Annotated in this window: 19 protein-coding genes; 6 read left to right on the forward strand and 13 right to left on the reverse strand. The window is 73.1% G+C overall.

Going from position 1 to position 20,073, the window contains the following annotated elements:
- Positions 1–14 precede the first annotated feature (14 nt).
- Positions 15–1,454: an aldehyde dehydrogenase family protein gene (locus BFV98_RS14445; RefSeq protein WP_071096679.1), complete on the reverse strand. Its 1,440-nt coding sequence runs from the start codon at positions 1,452–1,454 to the stop codon at positions 15–17.
- A gap of 142 nt (positions 1,455–1,596) precedes the next feature.
- On the opposite strand from BFV98_RS14445, the gene BFV98_RS14450 reads away from it, so the two are divergent.
- The gene (locus BFV98_RS14450) at positions 1,597–3,033 is read left to right on the forward strand and encodes a gamma-aminobutyraldehyde dehydrogenase (RefSeq protein ID WP_013284186.1); all 1,437 of its coding nucleotides are present in this window, start codon (positions 1,597–1,599) and stop codon (positions 3,031–3,033) included.
- Positions 3,034–3,037: 4 nt separating this feature from the next.
- Positions 3,038–4,309, forward strand: a complete 1,272-nt coding sequence (gabT, locus tag BFV98_RS14455) for a 4-aminobutyrate--2-oxoglutarate transaminase (RefSeq protein ID WP_071096681.1) — start codon at positions 3,038–3,040, stop codon at positions 4,307–4,309.
- A gap of 67 nt (positions 4,310–4,376) precedes the next feature.
- On the opposite strand, the gene BFV98_RS14460 is transcribed toward gabT, so the two are convergent.
- The 6 genes from BFV98_RS14460 to BFV98_RS14485 form a co-directional block, all read right to left on the reverse strand.
- A complete protein-coding gene (locus BFV98_RS14460) occupies positions 4,377–5,036 on the reverse strand; it encodes a hypothetical protein (protein WP_071096683.1) in 660 nt (219 codons plus the stop codon).
- 75 nt (positions 5,037–5,111) lie between these two features.
- Positions 5,112–5,747, reverse strand: coding sequence for a M15 family metallopeptidase (locus BFV98_RS14465; RefSeq protein WP_030271163.1), 636 nt, complete (start codon positions 5,745–5,747; stop codon positions 5,112–5,114).
- On the reverse strand, positions 5,744–6,877 hold the full coding sequence (locus tag BFV98_RS14470) for a D-alanine--D-alanine ligase family protein (protein ID WP_071096685.1): 1,134 nt from the start codon (positions 6,875–6,877) through the stop codon (positions 5,744–5,746). Before BFV98_RS14470 ends, BFV98_RS14465 begins: the two co-directional genes overlap by 4 nt.
- Positions 6,874–9,009 (reverse strand): pyridoxal-phosphate dependent enzyme, encoded by a 2,136-nt coding sequence (locus BFV98_RS14475; RefSeq protein WP_071096686.1) that lies wholly within the window; start codon positions 9,007–9,009, stop codon positions 6,874–6,876. The genes BFV98_RS14470 and BFV98_RS14475 overlap by 4 nt, the downstream gene beginning before the upstream one ends.
- Positions 9,010–9,124: 115 nt before the next feature.
- Positions 9,125–10,177: a HAMP domain-containing sensor histidine kinase gene (locus BFV98_RS14480; RefSeq protein WP_013474095.1), complete on the reverse strand. Its 1,053-nt coding sequence runs from the start codon at positions 10,175–10,177 to the stop codon at positions 9,125–9,127.
- Positions 10,174–10,839, reverse strand: coding sequence for a response regulator transcription factor (locus BFV98_RS14485; RefSeq protein WP_071096688.1), 666 nt, complete (start codon positions 10,837–10,839; stop codon positions 10,174–10,176). The genes BFV98_RS14480 and BFV98_RS14485 overlap by 4 nt, the downstream gene beginning before the upstream one ends.
- A 237-nt stretch (positions 10,840–11,076) precedes the next feature.
- Between BFV98_RS14485 and BFV98_RS14490 the strand changes: the two genes are divergently transcribed.
- The 4 genes from BFV98_RS14490 to BFV98_RS14505 all read left to right on the forward strand — a co-directional run bounded on the left by BFV98_RS14490 (position 11,077) and on the right by BFV98_RS14505 (position 14,804).
- Positions 11,077–12,360: a diguanylate cyclase gene (locus tag BFV98_RS14490; protein WP_071096690.1), complete on the forward strand. Its 1,284-nt coding sequence runs from the start codon at positions 11,077–11,079 to the stop codon at positions 12,358–12,360.
- Between the two features lie 40 nt (positions 12,361–12,400).
- Positions 12,401–13,906, forward strand: a complete 1,506-nt coding sequence (gene adh, locus BFV98_RS14495) for an aldehyde dehydrogenase (RefSeq protein WP_013284178.1) — start codon at positions 12,401–12,403, stop codon at positions 13,904–13,906.
- On the forward strand, positions 13,906–14,253 hold the full coding sequence (locus BFV98_RS14500; RefSeq protein ID WP_013284177.1) for a DUF779 domain-containing protein: 348 nt from the start codon (positions 13,906–13,908) through the stop codon (positions 14,251–14,253). The genes adh and BFV98_RS14500 overlap by 1 nt, the downstream gene beginning before the upstream one ends.
- 101 nt (positions 14,254–14,354) lie before the next feature.
- Positions 14,355–14,804, forward strand: a complete 450-nt coding sequence (locus BFV98_RS14505) for a hypothetical protein (RefSeq protein WP_071096692.1) — start codon at positions 14,355–14,357, stop codon at positions 14,802–14,804.
- A 19-nt stretch (positions 14,805–14,823) separates the two neighbouring features.
- Here BFV98_RS14505 and BFV98_RS14510 read toward each other — a convergent pair whose 3' ends face one another.
- The 6 genes from BFV98_RS14510 to BFV98_RS14535 are packed head-to-tail and all read right to left on the reverse strand — an operon-like array spanning position 14,824 to position 20,025.
- The gene (locus BFV98_RS14510; protein ID WP_013284175.1) at positions 14,824–15,135 is read right to left on the reverse strand and encodes a helix-turn-helix domain-containing protein; all 312 of its coding nucleotides are present in this window, start codon (positions 15,133–15,135) and stop codon (positions 14,824–14,826) included.
- Positions 15,132–15,524 carry a type II toxin-antitoxin system RelE/ParE family toxin gene (locus BFV98_RS14515; protein WP_041798810.1) on the reverse strand — a complete coding sequence of 131 codons (393 nt, stop codon included), beginning with the start codon at positions 15,522–15,524 and terminating at the stop codon, positions 15,132–15,134. Before BFV98_RS14515 ends, BFV98_RS14510 begins: the two co-directional genes overlap by 4 nt.
- Positions 15,525–15,564: 40 nt before the next feature.
- Complete coding sequence (speB, locus tag BFV98_RS14520) at positions 15,565–16,578, reverse strand: agmatinase (RefSeq protein WP_071096694.1); 1,014 nt, start codon at positions 16,576–16,578, stop codon at positions 15,565–15,567.
- Positions 16,575–17,777 (reverse strand): saccharopine dehydrogenase family protein, encoded by a 1,203-nt coding sequence (locus BFV98_RS14525; RefSeq protein ID WP_071096696.1) that lies wholly within the window; start codon positions 17,775–17,777, stop codon positions 16,575–16,577. The genes speB and BFV98_RS14525 overlap by 4 nt, the downstream gene beginning before the upstream one ends.
- Complete coding sequence (locus tag BFV98_RS14530) at positions 17,777–19,198, reverse strand: FAD-binding oxidoreductase (protein WP_071096697.1); 1,422 nt, start codon at positions 19,196–19,198, stop codon at positions 17,777–17,779. The genes BFV98_RS14525 and BFV98_RS14530 overlap by 1 nt, the downstream gene beginning before the upstream one ends.
- Positions 19,195–20,025 (reverse strand): ABC transporter permease, encoded by an 831-nt coding sequence (locus BFV98_RS14535; protein ID WP_240638097.1) that lies wholly within the window; start codon positions 20,023–20,025, stop codon positions 19,195–19,197. The genes BFV98_RS14530 and BFV98_RS14535 overlap by 4 nt, the downstream gene beginning before the upstream one ends.
- Positions 20,026–20,073: the final 48 nt, after the last annotated feature.

Here is a 20,073-nt window from a genome sequence, read left to right on the forward strand (position 1 = left end):
CGGCGGGCGAGCGGTCAGAGGGCCACGCCGGTCAGCACCGTGACCCGCGGCTCGGTGTAGTCGTCCATCGCGCTGCGCAGCCCTTCCCGCCCGACCCCGGAGCCCTTCATCCCGCCGTACGGCATCTGGTCGGCCCGGTACGACGGCACGTCCCCGACGATCACGCCACCGACCTCCAGCGTGCGGGCGGCGTCGAACGCCACGTCGAGCCGGTGGGTGAAGACGCCGGCCTGGAGGCCGTACGCGGAGTCGTTGACGGCGGCGAACGCGGCCCGGTCGTTCACGACCGGGGCGACCACCAGCACCGGTCCGAACACCTCCTCGGCGCACACCTTCGCGTCGGCCGGCACGCCGCTGAGCACAGTGGGCGGGTAGGTGGCGCCGTCGCGCCGCCCGCCGGTCTCGATGACGGCGCCGGCGGCGACCGCCTCGTCCACCCAGGTCTCGACGCGCTGCGCCGCCTCGACCGACACCAGCGGACCGACGTCGGTCAGCTCGGAGCGCGGGTCGCCGGTGCGCAGCGCCTGCACCGCCGCGACGAGCCTGGGCAGGAAGCCGTCGTAGAGCCATTCGTGCACGTAGACCCGCTGCACCGCGATGCACGACTGCCCGGCCTGGTAGTTGGAGAACGTGGCGATGCGGTGCGCGGCGAAGGTCAGGTCCTCGTCCGCCGCCCAGTCCTCGCAGATGACCGCCGCCGCGTTGCCGCCGAGTTCCAGAGTGACGTGCTTGTCCGGCGCGGCCCGGCGGATGGCCGCGCCGACCGGTCCGGAGCCGGTGAACGACACCACCGGTAGCCGCGGGTCGGTGACCAGTTCGGCGGCGCGCTCGTTCGGCAGCGGCAGCACCGAGAACATGCCCTCGGGCAGGTCGGTCTCGGCCAGGATCTCGCCGAGCAGCAGCGCGGTGAGAGGGGTGGCCGGGGCGGGCTTGACCACGATCGGGGTGCCGACGGCGAGCGCCGGGGCGACCTTGTGGGCGACCAGGTTGAGCGGGAAGTTGAACGGGGTGATGCCGAGCACCGGCCCGCGCGGCACGCGCCGGACCAGGGCGATCCGCCCGGTGGCGGCGGGGTCGGTGTCGAGCCGTTGCAGCTCGCCGGAGAATCGGCGGGCCTCCTCGGCGGCCCAGCGGAACGTGGAGATCGCGCGCCCGACCTCGGCCTTCGCCCATTTGACCGGCTTGCCGTTCTCGGCGGTGATCAGCGCGGCGACCTCGTCGGCCCGCTCGGCGAGCCGGCGGGAGACGTGGTCCAGGGCGGCCGCGCGGGCGTGCGCGGGCAGGGCCGCGGCCTCCGCGGCCACCGCGGCGGCGCCCGCGACTGCGGCTTCGAGCTGGTCAGCCGTGGCGACCGTGGTACGCCCCACCGGCTGCCCGTCGTACGGGTGGGTGACTGTCAGCTCGTCCTCGCCGTGGGCGGGGCGACCGGCGACGTAGAAGGCTCTCGGCTCCACGACCGGCAGCCTAGACCACAGACGCCCACGCGGAAACAGTTGCCCAAACCCTTGTCTGCCTCGGATTTAGTAGCCAAGATGGCAGTCAGATTGCGATAACCTCCGCTGACCCTCCCCCCGGCCACCTTCTCGGAGACTTCTGATGAGCGACCAGCAGCAGCTGCGCAACTTCGTCAACGGCGAGTACGTCGACCCGGTGGACGGCGGCTACGCCGACCTGATCGACCCGTGCACCGGCGAGGTCTTCGCCCAGGCCCCGGTCTCCGGCGCGGCGGACGTGGACGCGGCGATGAAGGCCGCCTCCGCCGCGTTCGAGACCTGGCGGGACGCCACACCGGCCGAGCGGCAGCGGGCGCTGCTGAAGTTCGCCGACGCGGTGGAGTCGCGGGCCGCCGAGCTGGTCGACGCGGAGGTCCGCAACACCGGTAAGCCCCGGCAGCTCACCGCCGACGAGGAGCTGCCGCCCGCGGTGGACGAGCTGCGCTTCTTCGCCGGGGCGGCGCGCCTGCTGGAGGGGCGCTCGGCGGGCGAGTACATGGCCGGGCACACCTCGTACGTGCGGCGCGAGCCGATCGGCGTCTGCGCCCAGGTCACGCCCTGGAACTACCCGCTGATGATGGCGGTGTGGAAGATCGCCCCGGCGCTGGCGGCGGGTAACGCGGTGGTGCTGAAGCCGTCGGACACCACGCCGGTGTCGACGCTGCTGCTGGCCGAGATCGCCGCCGAGCACCTGCCCCCGGGTGTGTTCAACGTGGTCTGCGGCGACCGCGACACCGGCCGCACGCTGGTCTCCCACCCGACCCCGCAGCTCGTGTCGATCACCGGCTCGACCCGCGCGGGCATGGAGGTCGCCGCCGCGGCGGCGCCGGACCTGAAGCGGACGCACCTGGAGCTGGGCGGCAAGGCCCCGGTGGTGATCTTCGACGACGCGGACGTGGCGGCGGCGGCCGAGGCGATCGCGATGGGCGGCTACTTCAACGCCGGTCAGGACTGCACGGCGGCGACCCGCGTGCTCACCGGTCCGGGCATCCACGAGGATTTCGTGGCCGCGCTGACCGAGCAGGCCCGCAACACCCGCACCGGCGCGCCGGACGACGCGGACGTGCTCTACGGCCCGCTGAACAACGCCAACCAGCTCGCCCGGGTCAGCGGCTTCGTGGACCGGCTGCCGGACCACGCGAACGTCACCACCGGCGGTGCCCGGGTCGGCGAGCGTGGCTTCTTCTACGCCCCGACAGTGGTCTCCGGCGTACGCCAGGCCGACGAGATCATCCAGGACGAGGTGTTCGGGCCGGTCATCACCGTGCAGCGCTTCTCCGACGAGGACGAGGCGGTGCGCTGGGCCAACGGCGTGGACTACGGCCTGTCCGCCTCGGTGTGGACGCGCGACCACGGCCGGGCCATGCGAATGACCCGCCGGCTGGACTTCGGGTGCGTCTGGGTGAACACGCACATCCCGTTCGTCTCGGAGATGCCGCACGGCGGCTTCAAGCACTCCGGCCACGGCAAGGACCTGTCGGTCTACAGCCTGGAGGACTACACCCGGGTCAAGCACGTCATGCACAACATCGAGGGCTGATCCGATGGCCACGAGCGAGGAGCTGCACAAGCGCCGGGTCGAGGCGGTGGCGCGGGGCGTGGGCAGCACGATCCCCGCGTACGTGGACCGGGCGGGCGGCGGCACGATCACCGACGTGGACGGCCGCGAGTGGATCGACTTCGCGGCCGGCATCGCCGTCACCAACGTGGGCAACTCCGCGCCGCGCGTGGTCGAGGCGGTACGCGCGCAGGTCGAACGCTTCACCCACACCTGCTTCATGGTCGCGCCGTACGAGTCGTACGTGGCGGTCTGCGAGCAGCTCAACGCGCTGACGCCGGGTGGCTTCGAGAAGCGCTCGGCGTTGTTCAACTCCGGCGCCGAGGCGGTGGAGAACGCGGTGAAGATCGCCCGGCACGCGACCGGGCGGCCCGCTGTGGTGGTGTTCGACCACGCGTACCACGGCCGGACCAACCTGACCATGGCGCTGACCGCGAAGAACATGCCGTACAAGCACCGGTTCGGGCCGTTCGCCGGTGAGGTCTACCGGGTGCCGATGTCGTACCCGCTGCGCGACGGCGGGCTCGACGGCGCCACCGCGGCGGCCCGGTCGATCGAGATGATCGAGAAGCAGGTGGGCGCGGAGAACGTGGCGGCGCTGCTGATCGAGCCGATCCAGGGCGAGGGCGGTTTCGTCGTACCCGCTGAAGGTTTCCTGCCGGCGCTGCGCGAGTGGGCGACGGCGGCCGGGGTGGTGTTCGTCGCCGACGAGATCCAGACCGGTTTCTGCCGCACCGGCGACTGGTTCGCCTGCGAGCACGAGGGCGTCGAGCCGGACCTGATCACGCTGGCGAAGGGCATCGCGGGCGGCCTGCCGCTGGCGGCGGTGACCGGCCGGGCGGACCTGATGGACGCGGTGCACGTCGGCGGCCTCGGCGGCACGTACGGCGGAAACCCGATCGCCTGCGCCGCCGCGCTCGCGTCGATGGAGACGATGCGGGAGCTGGACCTGGCCGCCGCCGCGCGCCGGATCGGCGCGGTGATGGGCGAACGGCTGCGCGCGATCGCCGCCGGTGACCCACGCGTGGTCGAGGTACGCGGCCGGGGCGCGATGCTCGCGATGGAGATCGTGGTGCCGGGCACGCTGACCCCGGACCCGGCCGCCACGGCGGCGATCTCGGCGGCCTGCCACGCGGCCGGGCTACTCACCCTGACCTGCGGCACCTACGGCAACGTGCTGCGGTTCCTGCCTCCGCTCGCCATCTCCGACGACGAGCTGGGCCGGGGACTCGACATCCTGGCGGCCGCCTTCGGCTGACCCCGGACGTGGGACACCATGGGCCCGATCTCCCCCAGGACCGGCCCATGGTGTTCCGCCCGGGGGATCAGCGGAGCAGCTCCACAGTGTTGCGCCGGACCAGGTTCTTGCCGGGTTCCCGGATCGCGTCCATCGCCGCCGTGTTCAGCAGCACGCAACTACCAGACGGCCCGGTCACCGTCACGGTCACCACCTTGTTGTTGTCCAGGTTCGTCACCCGCAGCCGGGTGCCGAGCGGGAACTGGCCGCTGGTGGCTGCGGGCGCCCCGCCCTCGGCGAAGAACGTGAGCGCGCCGGAGCAGACGCTGCCGCCGATCGGCTGCGCCGCGCCCGGCCGGGTCTCACCCGGCTGCGCACCGGGCGCCGGGGCGCCGCCGCCGTCGAGGCGTTCCACCACGTTGCGGCGGATGACGTTCTTGCCCGGCTCGCGTACCAGGTCCATGGCGGCGGCGTTCAGCAGCACGCAGCTCCCGGACGGCCCGGTCACCGTCACCGTGGCCACCTTGCGGTTGTCCAGGTTCGTCACCCGCAGCCGGGTGCCCACCGGGAACCTGTCGCTCGTCGCGGCCGGCGGCCCGCCCTCGGCCGAGAAGGTCACCGACCCGGCGCAGACCGATCGCGCGGCCGGCGCGGTGTCCGCGAAACCGAGTCCGGTGCCCACCGAGACCGCCACAGTGGCGGTCACCGCCACAGTCGCCGCCAGCACGTGCTTGCGCTGCACCCTCACGTTCTCTCCCGTCGTCGCTGTCGTTCGACGCGTGGTACGGACGGGAGGGCCGGACCGTTCACCCGGATGCGTGGGCTACAGCGGACCGTAGCGGGTGTGTGGCGCTCCGGTCATCAGCGCCCAGTACCTGTCGCCGTAGGACCAGTGCCACCACTCCGTCGGGTAGTTCACCAGCCCTGCGCCGCTCAGCGCCGCCACCAGCACGTTCCGGTTGCGCCACGCGCTGACCGAGATGTGCCGGGCCGCGGTGAAGCAGGCGTCGGCGCTCTCCTCCGGGGTGGCGTCGAGCGCTGTGCCCATGTCCAACTCCGCCCCGTCGGCGTCACACAGGGTGAGGTCGACTGCTCCGCCGGTGCTGTGCGGGGCCACCTCGACCGGCGAGACGAACTTGGTGGTCTCCCGGTGCAGCCGGTCCGCCGGCCAGTCCGGGTGGCGCCGCCGCAACTCGTCCCGGTAGCCGGTGAAGATGTCCAGCTGCGCCCGGTACGGCCGGTACCCCTCGACCACGAGCAGGCGCAGCCCGGCCGGCAGCGCGCGCTGCGCGGCCAGCAACCGGTCCGCGACCCCGAGCCGCACCCGGGCGTACGCCCCGGCGGGGTCGGCGGCCCGCCCGTCCACCCGCAGCCCGGGCACCTCGCGCAGGTCCACCAGGGGTTCGCCGTCGTCCCGGCTGGACACCGCGGCGACCCGGGGGTCGGAGAGCAGGATCACGGCGTACCCCCGGGGTGTTCGCGCGACGGCCGGGCCGCCTGCCGGGCGAAGGCGAGCGCGACGAGCCGGTCCACCACCTCGGGGTACGCGACGCCGGACTCGGCCCACACCTTCGGGTACATCGAGTGGGCGGTGAAGCCGGGCAGCGTGTTCAGCTCGTTGACGAACAGGTCGCCGGTGGCCTCGTCGTAGAGGAAGTCGACACGGGCCAGGCCCCAGCCGCCGATCGCGGTGAACGCCCGCACCGACAGGTCGCGGATCCGCTCGGTGACCTCGTCCGGCAGCGGCGCCGGGACGATCATCGGGTCGGCGTCGCCGAAGTACTTCTGCCGGTAGTCGAACCAGACGCCCGCGACCCGGACCTCGCCGACCGCCGACGCCTCCGGCTGCCAGCCGCCGAGCACGCCGCACTCCAGTTCCCGGCCGGTCACGCCCTGCTCGACGAGCACCACGTGGTCGTGCCGGAACGCCTCCTCCACGGCGGCGATCAGGTTGTCGCCGTCGGCCACCCGGGAGATCCCGATCGAGGAGCCCATCCGGGCCGGCTTGACGAACAGCGGCCCGCGCAGCCCGACCACCAGCTTCTCCGGGTCGGACGCGGCCCGCCAGGTCGGTTCGTCGAACCAGACGTACGGCGTGGTCGGCACGTCCTCGGCCCGCAGCGCCCGCTTCATCGCCACCTTGTCCATGCCGACTGCGGAGGCGAGGATGCCGCACCCGACGTACGGCACGCCCAGTGACTCCAGCAGCCCCTGCACCACGCCGTCCTCGCCGTACGGGCCGTGCAGCACCGGGAACACCACGTCCAGTTCGGCGTGCACAGTCGCGGGGGCGTCGGCCGCGCCGACCGCGACGGTGCCGGTTGTCGTTCCGCGTCGCAGCTCGACCGCCGGACCGGTGACCGGCAGCCGGTCGTCGATCGCCCGCCCGGCCGTCACGGTGCCGAGGTGCTGCGCGAGCACCGGTTCGGGCAGCAGCCGGATCCCGCCGGTACGGGTGATGCCGAGCGCCACCACCCGGTGCCCCTGCCCGGCCAGGGCCCGGGCCACGCCGAGCGCCGAGGCGCAGGAGACCTCGTGTTCCGCCGACGGGCCTCCGAACAGGACACCGATCCGCACTGTCTCTCTCATGCCGCCACTCCCACAGTCATCCGGTCGCCCGCCAGCCGGGCCACCAGGTCCGCTTCCACGTTTCCGCCGGTCAGCACCACGCCGACAGTCATCTGCCGCCTGCCTTCGGGCGGCCACGGCGCCCCGCCCCCGGGGCGGGCGACGCCGCCCGCGCCGGCCGCCTCGCCGAGGCGCAAGGCGCCGGCCAGGGCGGCCGCGCCGGACGGCTCGACGAGCACCTTCAGGTCCAGCAGGAGCAGCCGGAACGCCTCGGCGATCGCGTCGTCGTCGACACGGACCACCCCGCGTACGCGGTTGCGGGCCACCGCGAACGGCAGGTCACCGACGCAGCCGGGACGCAGACCGTCGGCCAGGCTCGGCGCCGGGGCGACAGGTGTGGGCCGTCCGGCGGCCAGGCTGCGCGCCAGCGAGTCGCAGCCGACCGGCTCCACGCCGTACACCTCGATCGGGGTTCCGGCCGCCGCCAGGCAGGCACCGGCGATGCCGCCGCCCCCGCCCACCGGCACCACGAGCGCGTCCAGCGGTGTGCCGCGTCGCGCCGCCTCCTCGATCAGTTCCAGGCTCGCGCTGCCCTGACCGGCCACCACGTCCGGGTGGTCGTACGCGTCGACCAGCGGGTGGCCCTCCACCTCGGCGATCCGCCGGGCGACTGCGAGGCGTTCCTCCACAGTGGTGCCGGCCCGGACCACCCGGGCCCCGGCGGCCCGCGCCCGGTCCACCTTCACCGGCGCGGCGTCCTCCGGCAGCACGACGGTCGCGGCCAGCCCGTGCCGCCGCGCGGCGAGCGCCACCGCGACGGCGTGGTTGCCGGTGCTCTGCGCGATCACGCCGGTGTGCCCGGCGGCGGCGAGCCGGCCCACCGCCAGCATCGCGCCGCGCATCTTGTACGAGCCGCCGTCCTGGAGGTTCTCCGCCTTGAGCAGGATCCGGGCGCCGGCCAGGCGGTCGATCGCCGGGCTGTGCAGCACCGGGGTACGCACCACCCGGCCGGACAGCACGCGGGCGGCCTCCTCGACATGTGTGCGGTCCGGCAGTACCGGCGCGTCGATTCGGGGCATGGTCTCTCCTTCGGGATTCGAGTGGGCGCGGCGGCGCGGCAGGTCGAACAGCCAGTGCGCGCCGAGCGCGGTGAGGCAGCGGTGCGCGGCGAGGCTCAGTGCCAGCACGAGCGCGGTGAGCAGGACCGGGTAGACGGTCACCAGCAGCGCCCGGGCCGGCCCGGGCAGGCCGGCCAGCGGTGCGGCGAGGAGCCGGTCCAGCAGCGCCAGCACCGGCATGTGGATCACGTAGACACCAAGCGTGCGGCGGCCGAGCCGGGCCAGCGCCGGACCGGCCAGGCGGTGCCGGGCCAGCCGGGCGGCGGCGGTCAGCCCGAACGCCACAGCGATCACGGAGACGAGCAGGTACACGCCGGGCCACCTCTGCGCGCCGGCCGGCGCCATGGCGGCCAGCCCGATCGCGTACGCAAAGCCGGTGCCCACGAGCCGGCGGGTGTTCGCGCCGTCCGCCCACCGGGTGAGGTACGGCCGCAGGTGCACGCCGGCCAGGAAGAACACCAGGTTCTGGTAGACCTGCCCCCGGTTCCCGGGGCTGTCCAGCAGCCCGGTCGCCGCCACCGCGGACAGCGCGCCCGCAGCGGTCAGCAGCATCGCCGGGTGCACCCGGCGCAGCGCCTTCGCGATCGCGAAGTAGAGCGCCAGCGCGTACAGGTACCACAGATTCGAGGGCGTCACGGTGAGCTGGGCCAGCAGCTCACCACCGTCGGTGGCCCGGTCGGTCGGGAAGTCCGGTGCCGACGCCAGCAGCGCGGTGTGGATGAGCAGCCAGATCGCGTAGAGGTAGAGGTTCCGCGCGATCCGGGGCCGCCCGGCCACCCGCCACGGGCGGGCCACCGCGTTCGCCGCGAAGATGCCGGAGAGCGCGAAGAACAACGGCATCCGCAGCGGCAGCAACTGCTCGCCGAGCAGCCCCCACGCACCCGGCACCGGCAGGCCGACCCGCCAGTCGACGCGCAGGTAGTCCTTGACGACGACGTGCCACAGCACCACGAGCACGATGCAGGCGCCCTTCGCCACGTCGGCCCAGAGCACCCGGCCGTCGGGCGGCACGTTCCCCTCGGTACGGGTCGGCACTGCGGTCTCCTCTCCGGCCGTCTGCGGGTGGAAGGCGGCTCCGCCGGTCCCGTCCTCGGGCAGGTGTCATCGCGGGACGCCGCGACGGCGGCTCCCGGAGTCGTGTGTGGGGTGGTCAGCCCACGGGGGGCAGGTGGACGTCGACCCGCAGGCCGCCGTCCGGCCCCGGACGCGCGGCGATGATGCCGCCGTGCGCCTGGGTGATGGAGCGGGCGATGGCCAGGCCGAGCCCGGCGCCGCCGCCCTGGTTGGTCCGGTCCCGGGCGAGACGCCGGAACGGTTCGAACAGCCCGTCGACCGCCTCGGCGGGGACGCTCTGCCCGCTGTTCATGACGGTCAGCGCGGGGTCGCCGCCGACCGTGACGACGAGCCGGCCGCCCTCGCGGTTGTACTTGATGCCGTTCTCCACCAGGTTCGTAACCAGGCGTTCCAGCAGTACCCGCTCGCCGGTCACGATCCGGGGCGACAGCTGGGCCTCCACCGTCACGCCGGCCTCGGCGGCCCGGTCGGCGTACGCGGCCAGGACGCCGCTGACGATCTGTTCGAGGCGTTGCGGGGTGGAGGACCGCAGGCCCTGGTCGCTCTCGCTGAGCGCGAGCAGCCCTTCGATCAGCCGCTCGTTGCGTTCGTTCGTGGCGAGCAGTTGGGCGGTCAGCAGTTCCAGTTGCTCGCCGGTGAGCGACTGGGCCATGCCGACCTCGATCAGGGTGCGTTGCACCGCGAGCGGCGTACGCAGTTCGTGCGAGGCGTTCGCGGCGAACCGCCGCTGTCCCTCGTATCCGGCGGTGACCCGGTCCAGCATGTCGTCGATCGCGCGGCCGAGCCCGGCCAGCTCGTCCCGGCCGCCGCGCCGGATCCGGTAGCCGAGGTTCTGCGGCCCCAGGTTCGCGATCGGGGCGGCCAGGTCGTGCACCGGGCGCAGGCACCAGCGAGCAGCGCCCCACACCGCGAACCCGATGGCCACCAGCACCAGCAGTTCGATGAGCATGGGCAGCAGCGGGACGAACGGGCGGCCCGGCTCGCACACCGCGCCGATCGTGGCGAGGCCGCAGAACCGCTCGGCCTGCCCCCACACCATTTCGAGCAGCGACTTGACCAGGTTGGGCAGCATGAACCCGGCGAGCAGGGCGAGCACCCCGACCAGCAGGATGCGGCGGCGGGGGCTCACTCCGGCCCGCCGATCCGGTAGCCGGCCTTCGGCACCGTGTGGATGACGGACGGCTGGCCGAGCTTCTTGCGCAGGGTCATCACCGTCACCCGGACCGCGTTGGTGAACGGGTCGGCGAACTCGTCCCACGCCTGTTCCAGCAGCTCCTCGGCGCTCACCACCCGGCCACCGGCCCGCATCAGCACGTGCAGGACGGCGAACTCCTTCGGGCTCAGCCCGAGCGGGCTGCCGTCCCGGGTCGCGGAGTGCCGGGCCACGTCGAGCACCACACCGTGCTGCTCCAGCACCGGCGGGAGGGCCGGGGTGGATCGGCGGCCCAGCGCCTGCACCCGCGCCACCAGCTCGGCGAACGCGAACGGCTTGGTCAGGTAGTCGTCGGCGCCGAGCCCGAGGCCGGCGACCCGGTCCCGGATGCCGGCGGCGGCGGTGAGCAGCAGCACGCGGGTGCCGGCGTCCGACCCGGCCAGGCTCCGGCACACGTCGTCGCCGGTGGCGCCGGGCATGTCCCGGTCCAGCACCGCCACGTCGTACCGGTTGACCCCGATCCGTTCCAGCGCGCCGTCCCCGTCGTAGCAGACGTCGACAGCCATGGAGAACCGTCGCAACCCCTCGGCGACCGTGTCCGCCAAGAGCCGCTCGTCGTCCGCCACCAGCACCCGCACCGTTGCGCTCCCCCGTGTCTTCCCTCGTCGTCCGGCACACCTTCGCAGGCCGGAGTTAAGGGTTCCGTAAGCGTCCGCAGCAGCCATCCTCCACGCGGGCCGGGCTGCGACAACCGGCGTGGGGCCGTCTGGGCCGTTCGTCCGGTACGCGGGCGGCGCGAGCACCGCTCAAGTGACCCGGATCACGCATTGGCGCTCGGGGGTGAGGTGGGTCACGATGGGTGGAAGGAGGCGCTGGTGGCTGACCCGTGGCTCGCCCTGGAGTTCGGCGCGGATCCGGCGGAGCGGATCGCGCAGATCGGTGCCGCCCACGAGGCGTTCCTCGCCGCCGGCACCACCTCCGGCCGGGTCCGGGAGGTGGTGGCCCGATCCTGGGAGCGGTCCGCGCTGCTCGACCCGGAGACCACCGCGCCGGTCGACCTCGCCGACGACGCGCTGGAGACGTACCGCGCCGCGCACCCGCTGGCCCGGGTGATGCCGCTGTTCCGCGACCTGCTCGGCGGCATCGCGCAGGACGGCGCGCACCTGATGGCGGTCTGCGACGCCGCCGGGCGGCTGCTCTGGGTGGAGGGCCATCCCGGGGTGCTGCGGCACGCCGAGCGGATGAACTTCGTACCCGGCGCCCGCTGGGACGAGGCCCACGCCGGCACGAACGCCCCCGGCACCGCCCTCGCCGTCGACCACGGCGTGCAGATCTTCGCCACCGAGCACTTCGTCCGGCCCGTGCAGCGCTGGACCTGCGCCGCCGCGCCGATCCACGACCCGGCCAGCGGCGCGCTGCTCGGCGCCGTCGACATCACCGGCGGGGACCACCTGGCCAACCCGCAGAGCCTCGCCCTGGTCCGGGCCACCGCCCGGGCCGCCGAGGCGTTCCTGGCCGGTGCCGCGCCCGCCGCGCCGGACGTGGCGTACGTGTCGGCGCTCGGACGTGACGAGGCGGAGTTGCGCGTCGGCGGCCGGCGCATCCGGCTCGGCCGGCGGCACAGCGAGCTGCTGGTGCTGCTGGTCGACCATCCCGAGGGGCGCACCGGGGAACAGCTCGGCCTCGACCTCTACGGCGACGACAGGCGGCACCCGGTCACGCTGCGCGCCGAACTGTCCCGGCTGCGCCGCGTGCTCGGCGAGGAACTGCTCGACTCCCGCCCGTACCGGCTGCGACCGGCCGTGCGCGCCGACTTCCGTACCGTCACCGAACTGCTGGAACGTGGCGATCCGGCGGCGGCGCTGCGCGCGTACCCCGGGCCCTTGCTGCCCCTGTCGGACGCGCCGGGAGTCGCGCGACTGCGCCGCCTGGTCGACGGCCAGTTGCGCGCCGCCGTGCTGGCCGGCGCCGACCCGGGGCTGCTCGCGGCCTGGACCGCGACGGCGGCCGGGTCCGACGACCTGGCCGCCTGGCAGGCCCTGGCCCGGGCGTTGCCGCCGGGCGCGCCCCGTCGGCCGCTCGCCGTCGTGCGGGCCCGCCAGCTCGCCGAGGAGTACGCGCTGCCGCGCGCAACGTTCCTGCAACGTCCCGGAAACTAGCCTGCCCGCCATCCACCCCAGACGGACGGCGGAGGTACCCATGACGCGCTACGACGCCCCCACCCACTGGCAGTCCCGCTACGACCACTACATCGGCGGCGAGTACGTGAAGCCGCACGGTGGGAAGTACTTCGAGAACCCGACCCCGGTGACCGGGCAGACCTTCTGCGAGGTGGCCCGGGGCACCGCCGAGGACGTGGAGAAGGCGCTCGACGCGGCGCACGGCGCGGCCGACGCGTGGGGCCGCACGTCGGTCGCCGAACGCTCGCTGATCCTCAACCGGATCGCCGACCGCATGCAGGACAACCTGGAGTCCCTCGCGATCGCCGAGACGTGGGAGAACGGCAAGCCCGTACGCGAGACGCTCGCCGCCGACCTCCCGCTCGCGATCGACCACTTCCGCTACTTCGCCGGTGCGATCCGGGCGCAGGAGGGGTCGCTCGGCGAACTCGACGACGACACGGTCGCCTACCACTTCCACGAGCCGCTCGGCGTGGTCGGGCAGATCATCCCGTGGAACTTCCCGATCCTCATGGCGGTGTGGAAGCTCGCCCCGGCGCTGGCCGCCGGCAACGCGGTGGTGCTCAAGCCGGCCGAGCAGACACCCGCCTCGATCCACTACCTGCTCTCGCTGATCGGCGACCTGCTGCCGCCGGGCGTGGTGAACGTGGTGAACGGCTTCGGTGTCGAGGCGGGCAAGCCGCTCGCGTCCTCGCCGCGGGTGGCGAAGGTGGCGTTCACCGGCGAGACCACCACCGGGCGGCTGATCATGCAGTACGCCAGCGAGAACATCAGGCCGGTCACGCTGGAGCTGGGCGGCAAGAGCCCGAACATCTTCTTCGACGACGTCAGCGCCGCCTCCGACGACTTCCTGGACAAGGCCCTGGAAGGCTTCACCATGTTCGCCCTGAACCAGGGCGAGGTGTGCACCTGCCCGTCGCGGGCGCTCATCCAGCAGGGCCACTATGCCGACTTCCTGGCCGCCGCCGTGGACCGGACCCGGCAGATCACGCAGGGGCACCCGCTGGACACCGACACGATGGTCGGCGCGCAGGCGTCCAACGACCAGCTGGAGAAGATCCTGTCCTACCTGGACATCGGGCGGCAGGAGGGCGCTCGCGTCCTCACCGGCGGTGAGCGGGCGGACCTCGGCGGCGAGCTGTCCGGCGGCTACTACGTCCAGCCGACCATCTTCGAGGGCGACAACTCGATGCGGATCTTCCAGGAGGAGATCTTCGGCCCGGTCGTGTCGGTGACCTCCTTCGCCGACCTGGACGACGCCGTGAAGATCGCCAACGACACGCTGTACGGGCTCGGCGCGGGCGTGTGGACCCGGGACCTGAACACCGCGTACCGGGCCGGACGGGCCATCCAGGCCGGCCGGGTGTGGACGAACTGCTACCACGCGTACCCGGCGCACGCGGCGTTCGGCGGCTACAAGCAGTCCGGCATCGGCCGGGAGAACCACAAGATGATGCTGGAGCACTACCAGCAGACCAAGAACCTGCTGGTCAGCTACTCGCCGAAGAAGCTGGGCTTCTTCTGATGGGCGACACCGTGACCCTGACCCCCGCGGCGGCCGACCTGATCCGGTCGCTGCGGGGGCAGCACGGCCCGCTGATGTTCCACCAGTCCGGCGGCTGCTGCGACGGCAGCGCCCCGATGTGCTACCCGGCCGGTGAGTTTCGCACCGGCGGCTCGGACGTGCTGCTCGCCTCGCTGGCTGTCGACGGGGTGCCCGAGCCGGTGGAGTTCTGGATGTCGAAGGCCCAGTGGGAGCTGTGGCGGCACACCCGGCTCACCGTCGACGTGGTGCCCGGCCGGGGCAGCGGGTTCTCCCTGGAGGCCCCGGAGGGCGTCCGCTTCCTCATCCGGTCCCACCTGAACCGCTGATCTGTCCGAGATCTTGCAGCTCGCGGGCATCGCGGCGGTGGGATGCTGACGCCGTCCACTTCGGAGTACGCGTCCCACCACCGCCCGACAGGAGACCGCGCATGAACCCGGTCCGACAGCCAGTGCTCGCCGCCGGCCTCACCGCCCTGGCCACCGCCGCCACGCTCGGGCTCGCGCCGGGCGCCGCCGTCGCCGCCCCGGCCGCCTCCCCCAGCATCTCCGTCAACTGGTTCGGCGCCGCCGACGTGCGGGCGCACACCGCCACCGTCGGCGGTCGGTTCGACTGCGGGGCCGAGCGCGGCCTCGCGTACATCGAGGTGCACCTGGAGCAGCGGGTACGGCGCGGGTCGGTCACCGGCTTCGGGTTCGGCGTGATCGGCGCGTGCACCGACGAGCGCACCGCCGGCACGTGGACCGCGACCATCCCCGCCGACCAGGGCAGATTCCGCCCCGGCCCCGCCACCACCATCGCCCGCCTGGTGATCGAGCCCAACTCCCTCACCGAGACCACCGAACGCGTACGCCTGCGCCCCCACTGCGCCCGCCCCTGACCGCATCGGCGGCCTCCGGTCAGGCGATCTGCCGGAGGTCGTCGCCGTAGTCGAAGATGATCCGCAGCCGGGCGCCGAGGGCATTGGCGTACCGGCTCAGCGTGGCCACCTCGTTGACGTCGAGGTCGCCGTTCTCGATCTGGCTGACCCGGCCCGGCGTGACCCCCATGATCTCGGCGACCTGCCGCTGGGTGAGCCCCAGCCGCTTGCGCTCCTCGGCCAGGTGGAACGCGCTCACCCACGCGTCGGTCCGGGCGCGCTCCGCCTCGTACGCCTCGTCGTCACCGCCGAGTTCGGCGCGGACCTCGTCCCAGTGATAGAACTCCGTCACGACTCCCCCCTTCGCTCGCGCTCGCTGTCGAGCCAAGCCTTGTAGGCAACCTCCGCCGCCGGAATGTGCTGCCGGTACCAGCGGGTCCAGTTGCCCGCCTTGTTGCCGGCGACCAGGAGGACCGCCTGCGACCAGGGATCGAAGACGAACAGCACCCGGATAGCCACGTCCCGACCGGAGCGGGGCCGCAGCTCCTTCAGATTACGGAGACTGCTTCCACGCAGCGTGTCCACGAGCGGGCGACCCAGCCCCGGCCCGACCTCGGCCAGCTTGTCCACCGCCACCCGGACGCTCTCGTACGACGACGGGTCGTGGTCCCGCAGGTCGCGCAGCCAGTGCCGGACCTCTCCGGTGACCCGCACCGACCAGCGCTTCCCGTCCGCACCCATGCCCCGACTATAGCCCGGGCTAAACATCCCGGACTACCAGTCAGCGGTTGTCCAGGAGCGGCTGGGTGGGGTTCCACGGGGGTCCGCCGGCGGCGTCGTGGCGGCGGCGGGCTATCGCGGACAGCGCCTCCAGCACCACCCGGTTGCCCAGGTACGCGGTGATGTCGGCGTGGTCGTACGGCGGGGCGACCTCGACCACGTCCAGCCCGACCACAGGCAGCTCGTAACAGACCCGGCGCACCGCGTCGAGCAGTTGCCGGGAGGTGAACCCGCCCGGCTCGGGCGTGCCGGTGCCGGGTGCCATGCCCGGGTCGACCACGTCCACGTCGACGGAGAGGAACACGCCCTCGCACTCGTCGGTCGCGATGTCGAACGCCTCGGTGAGGCAGGTGTCCAGGCCGCGCGCCACGACTTCGGTCATCTCGTACGAGCGCATCCGCTGTTCCGCCATCCACGCCAGCGTGTCCGGGCCGGGCCAGTAGCCGCGCAGCCCGATCTGCAGGAAGCGGTCGCCGCGTACCGCACCGGACTCGATGAGCCGGCGCATCGGCTGGCCGTGGCCGTGCAGCGAGCCGAACTCGACGTCGCCGGTGTCGGCGTGCGCGTCGAAGTGCACGAGCGACACCCGGCCGAGCCCGTGGTGCCGGGCCACGCCTGTGGCGTCGGGCAGCGCGATGGAGTGGTCGCCGCCGAGCACCACCGGGATCGCCCCGGCGGCGGCGACCGCGTGCACGGCGGTCTCCAGCGCGGCCAGCGAGCGCTCGATGTCGCCGCTGAACATCTCCACGTCGCCGGCGTCGTAGACGCACAGGTCCTTCAGCCCGTCGACGCGCAGCGCCAGCGACGGGCGGGAGCCGTCGTGCGGCAGGTAGCAGGCCTGCCGGATGGCGGACGGCCCGAACCGGGTGCCGGGCCGGTGCGAGGTGCCGCCGTCGAACGGCGCCCCGATGATCACCACGTCCGCGTCGGCGTACGTGACCGGTTCCTCGACTGTGCACGGCGGCACACCCAGGAACGTGATGTCGGGACCGTACATCGGGCCGTACCGGGTCATCGTTCCTCCATCCCCCACGGCGAACCGTAGCCGGTGAGCAGGTCCAGGAAGGGGATCGGCGGGAACGCCTCCGGGCCGAGCACGCCCGTGCCGGACCAGGCGCCGGTGGCGAGCAGTTCCAGCGCGACGACCGGGTTGACGGCGGTCTGCCAGACCACCGCCTGGTGGCCGTACTCGGCCATCGACCACTCGTTGTCGACCACGTGGTAGAGGTAGACGCGGCGGGGCCGGCCGTCCGGCCCGGTGCCGGTGACGTACGTGCCGGCGCACGTCTTGCCGCTCATCCGGTCGCCGAGCGTGGCCGGGTCGGGCAGCGCGGCGGCCACCAGGTCGCGCGGCGACACGTCGACCCCGCGTACGCGCACCGGCTGGGTGGAGTCCAGCCCGAGCTTGTGCAGCGTGCGCAGCACCTCGATGAACTCGGCGCCGAGGCCGTACTTGAAGGTGACCCGCTTCGCCGGCACCCAGCGCGGGATGAGCAGCACCTCCTCGTGCTCGACGTTGACGCACTCGACCGGGCCGATCCCGGCCGGGAAGTCGAACACCTCCGGCTCGCTGAACGGTTCGGTGGTGAACCAGCCGCGCCCGGCCTCCCAGATCACCGGCGGGTTGAGGCACTCCTCGATGGTGGTCCAGATGGAGAACGAGGGCGCGAACTCGTACCCGGCGACTGTGAGGTTCGCGCCGTCGCGTACCCCGATCTCGTCGATCTCGGCGAAGAGTTCGTCGGCGGCGTAGCGGGCGAAGACGTCGGACAGGCCCGGTTCGACGCCGATGCCGCAGAGCGCGAGCCGTCCGGCGGCGGCCCACCGCTCCGCGACGGCGAACTGCTCGTCGCCGAGCTTGACCCCGGTCTCGGCGTAGGGGTGCTCGGGGTGCGGCCGGGACAGCGACATCGCCATGTCCAGGTAGTCGGCCCCGGCGGCGAACGCGCCGTCGAAGATCGGCATGACGAAGCGCGGGTCCACCGCGTTGAGCACGTGCGTGATCCGGTGTTCCCGGCACAGCGCGGCCACCGCGTCGGCGGAGGCGGCGTCCACTGTGGCGGCGACGAACCGGTCGCCGTGCCCGGCGACGGCCCGCGCGGCCCGCGCCGGGTCGTGGTCGGCGACCACCATGATCTCGAAGAAGGTACGGCGGGCGGCGATGGATACGGCGGCGGAGCCGACGCCACCGGCGCCGACGAGGAGGATACGCATCAGGAGTCGAACCCCAGTCCAAGACGGTCGAGAGTACGGAGCCAGAGGTTGCGCCGTCCGTCCCGCGCATCGGCGCGGGCGAGCGACCATCGGGTGAGGTTGATGCCCACGGACCGGGCCGGTTCCGGCGGGAACGGCAGCGGCTTGCGGCGCACCAGGTCGAGCCGGGTCAGCGGGGTGTCAGTGCCGGAGAGCAGGTCGAGCGTCACGCGGGCGCCGAACCGGGTCGCGCCGACGCCGAGCCCGGTGAACCCGGCGGCGTACGCCAGGCGTCCGGAGTACGCGGTGCCGAAGAACGCGCAGAACCGGGTGCAGGTGTCGATGATGCCACCCCAGCGGTGGCTGAACCGCAGCCCGTCCAGTTGGGGAAAGGTCGCGAAGAAGTGCGACGCCAGCGTGGTGAAGGTGGCCTCGCGCTGCTCCAGCGCGGGCGCCACCCGGTTGCCGTAGTGGTAGACGGCGTCGTAGCCGCCGAACAGGATCCGGTTGTCGGCGGTGAGCCGGTAGTAGTGGAACTGGTTGCCGGTGTCGGCGAGCCCCTGCCGGTGCCGCCAGCCGATCGCGTCGCGCTGCGCCCCGGTCAGCGGCTCGGTCATCAGCGCGTAGTCGTAGACCGGCACGATCCAGGAGCGCAGCCGGCGCAGCAGCGGCGGGAACGCGTTCGTGGCCAGCACGACCTGCCGCGCCCGTACCGCGCCGGGCGCCGCGTCCGCGCCGCCCGCCGTGGTGGCGCGCAGCCCGGCGCCGTCGCCGGTCAGGCCGGTGACGCGGGTGTGCTCGTGCACGCGTACGCCCAGGTCGAGCGCGGCCCGGCGCAGTCCCCAGGCGAGCTTCGCCGGGTCGAGCAGGGCCACCCGGTCGCGGTCCCACATCCCGCCCAGGTACGTCGGCGACGCCACCTCGGCGCGTACTTCGTCTCGGTCGAGCAGCCGCACGTCGTGGCCGTACCGGCGGGCCAGGTCGGCGTCGGCGGCGAGCCCGTCGAGCTGGTACGGCTCGACAGCAACCGCCAGTTCGCCGGTGCGTTCGAAGTCGCAGTCGATGTCGTACTTCGCCACGGTGGCGGCGATGGCGTCGAGGTTCTCCCGGCCCAGCCGTTCCAGCTCGCCGATCTCGCCGGGGAACCGCTCGACGCCGTTGGCGAGCCCGTGGGTGAGCGACGCGGCGCAGAACCCGCCGTTGCGCCCGGACGCCGCCCAGCCGCACGTGCCCGCGTCGACGAGCAGGACGTCGCGGTCCGGGTCGGCCTCCTTCGCGAGCAGCGCGGTCCACAGCCCGGCGTAGCCGCCGCCGACCACGAGCAGGTCGGCGGTGTGCGTCCCGGTCAGCGGCGGCAGCGGGTCGGGGCGTTCCGGGCGGTCCAGCCAGTACGACACGGGCGCGGCGTCGGCCAGCGCCCGGCCGGTATGCGGGAGTGTCATGGCTTGCCCGCCGGTGTGGCGACCATCGCGAGGGCGGCCCGTCGCGCCCGCCGCCCCCGCAGCGAGGTGGCCCCGACCAGCAGCAACGCGATCACGAACATGGCCGTGCCGATCACGTTCACCTGCGGCGGGATGCCCCGCTGGGAGGCGCCCCAGACGTACATCGGGAACGTGACAGTGGTGCCGGCGTTGAAGTTCGTGATGATGAAGTCGTCGAAGCTGAGCGAGAACGCCAGCAGCGCGGCGGCCACGATGCCGGGTAGCACGAGCGGCAGTGTGATCCGGCGGAACGTCTGCCACTCGCTGGCGTACAGGTCCATCGCGGCTTCCTCCAGCCGCCGGTCCATGCCGGAGAGCCGGGCCTTCACGGTGACCACGACGAACGACACGCAGAACATGACGTGCGCGATGACGATGGTCCAGAAGCCCTGCGGCACCCCGGCGGCGACGAAGAGGGCGAGCAGCGAGGTGCCCATCACGAGTTCCGGGGTGGCCATCGGCAGGAAGATCAGCCCGTTGAGCCCGGAGCGGCCGCGGAAGCTGTGCCGGACCAGGGCGAACGCCATCAGCGTGCCGAGGAGCGTGGAGACGACCGTGGCGATGAGGCCGATCTGCATGCTGCGCACCACGGCGTCGCACATGTCCGAGGTGGCGCAGGGCTGCTTCCAGTTGTCGAGCGTGAACTCGTTGAAGTCGTAGGAGAGCCGGCTGGAGGGCCGGTTGAAGGACAGGCCGGCGACCACCATGATCGGCAGCGTCAGGTAGCCGAGGACGAGCAGTGCCACGCCCATCACCCACCGGTCGGCGAGCCAGCGCCTAAGTTTCACAGCGCCCGCCTTTCGTTCGCGACTGCGGGGCTCCGCTTCGCTGCGCTC

Origin of the sequence: Micromonospora sp. WMMB235 (assembly GCF_001855515.1) — a bacterium.
In the GTDB taxonomy this organism is placed as follows: Bacteria; Actinomycetota; Actinomycetes; order Mycobacteriales; family Micromonosporaceae; genus Micromonospora; species Micromonospora aurantiaca.

Excerpts from the sequence above, each read along its gene's own strand:
- BFV98_RS14505 (WP_071096692.1), top strand. The coding sequence starts at position 14,355 with ATGAACCCGGTCCGACAGCCAGTGCTCGCCGCCGGCCTCACCGCCCTG.
- BFV98_RS14470 (WP_071096685.1), bottom strand. The coding sequence starts at position 6,877 with ATGAGAGAGACAGTGCGGATCGGTGTCCTGTTCGGAGGCCCGTCGGCG.
- adh (WP_013284178.1), top strand. The coding sequence starts at position 12,401 with ATGACGCGCTACGACGCCCCCACCCACTGGCAGTCCCGCTACGACCAC.
- BFV98_RS14450 (WP_013284186.1), top strand. The coding sequence starts at position 1,597 with ATGAGCGACCAGCAGCAGCTGCGCAACTTCGTCAACGGCGAGTACGTC.
- speB (WP_071096694.1), bottom strand. The coding sequence starts at position 16,578 with ATGACCCGGTACGGCCCGATGTACGGTCCCGACATCACGTTCCTGGGT.
- BFV98_RS14515 (WP_041798810.1), bottom strand. The coding sequence starts at position 15,524 with ATGGGTGCGGACGGGAAGCGCTGGTCGGTGCGGGTCACCGGAGAGGTC.
- gabT (WP_071096681.1), top strand. The coding sequence starts at position 3,038 with ATGGCCACGAGCGAGGAGCTGCACAAGCGCCGGGTCGAGGCGGTGGCG.
- BFV98_RS14525 (WP_071096696.1), bottom strand. The coding sequence starts at position 17,777 with ATGCGTATCCTCCTCGTCGGCGCCGGTGGCGTCGGCTCCGCCGCCGTA.
- BFV98_RS14530 (WP_071096697.1), bottom strand. The coding sequence starts at position 19,198 with ATGACACTCCCGCATACCGGCCGGGCGCTGGCCGACGCCGCGCCCGTG.
- BFV98_RS14500 (WP_013284177.1), top strand. The coding sequence starts at position 13,906 with ATGGGCGACACCGTGACCCTGACCCCCGCGGCGGCCGACCTGATCCGG.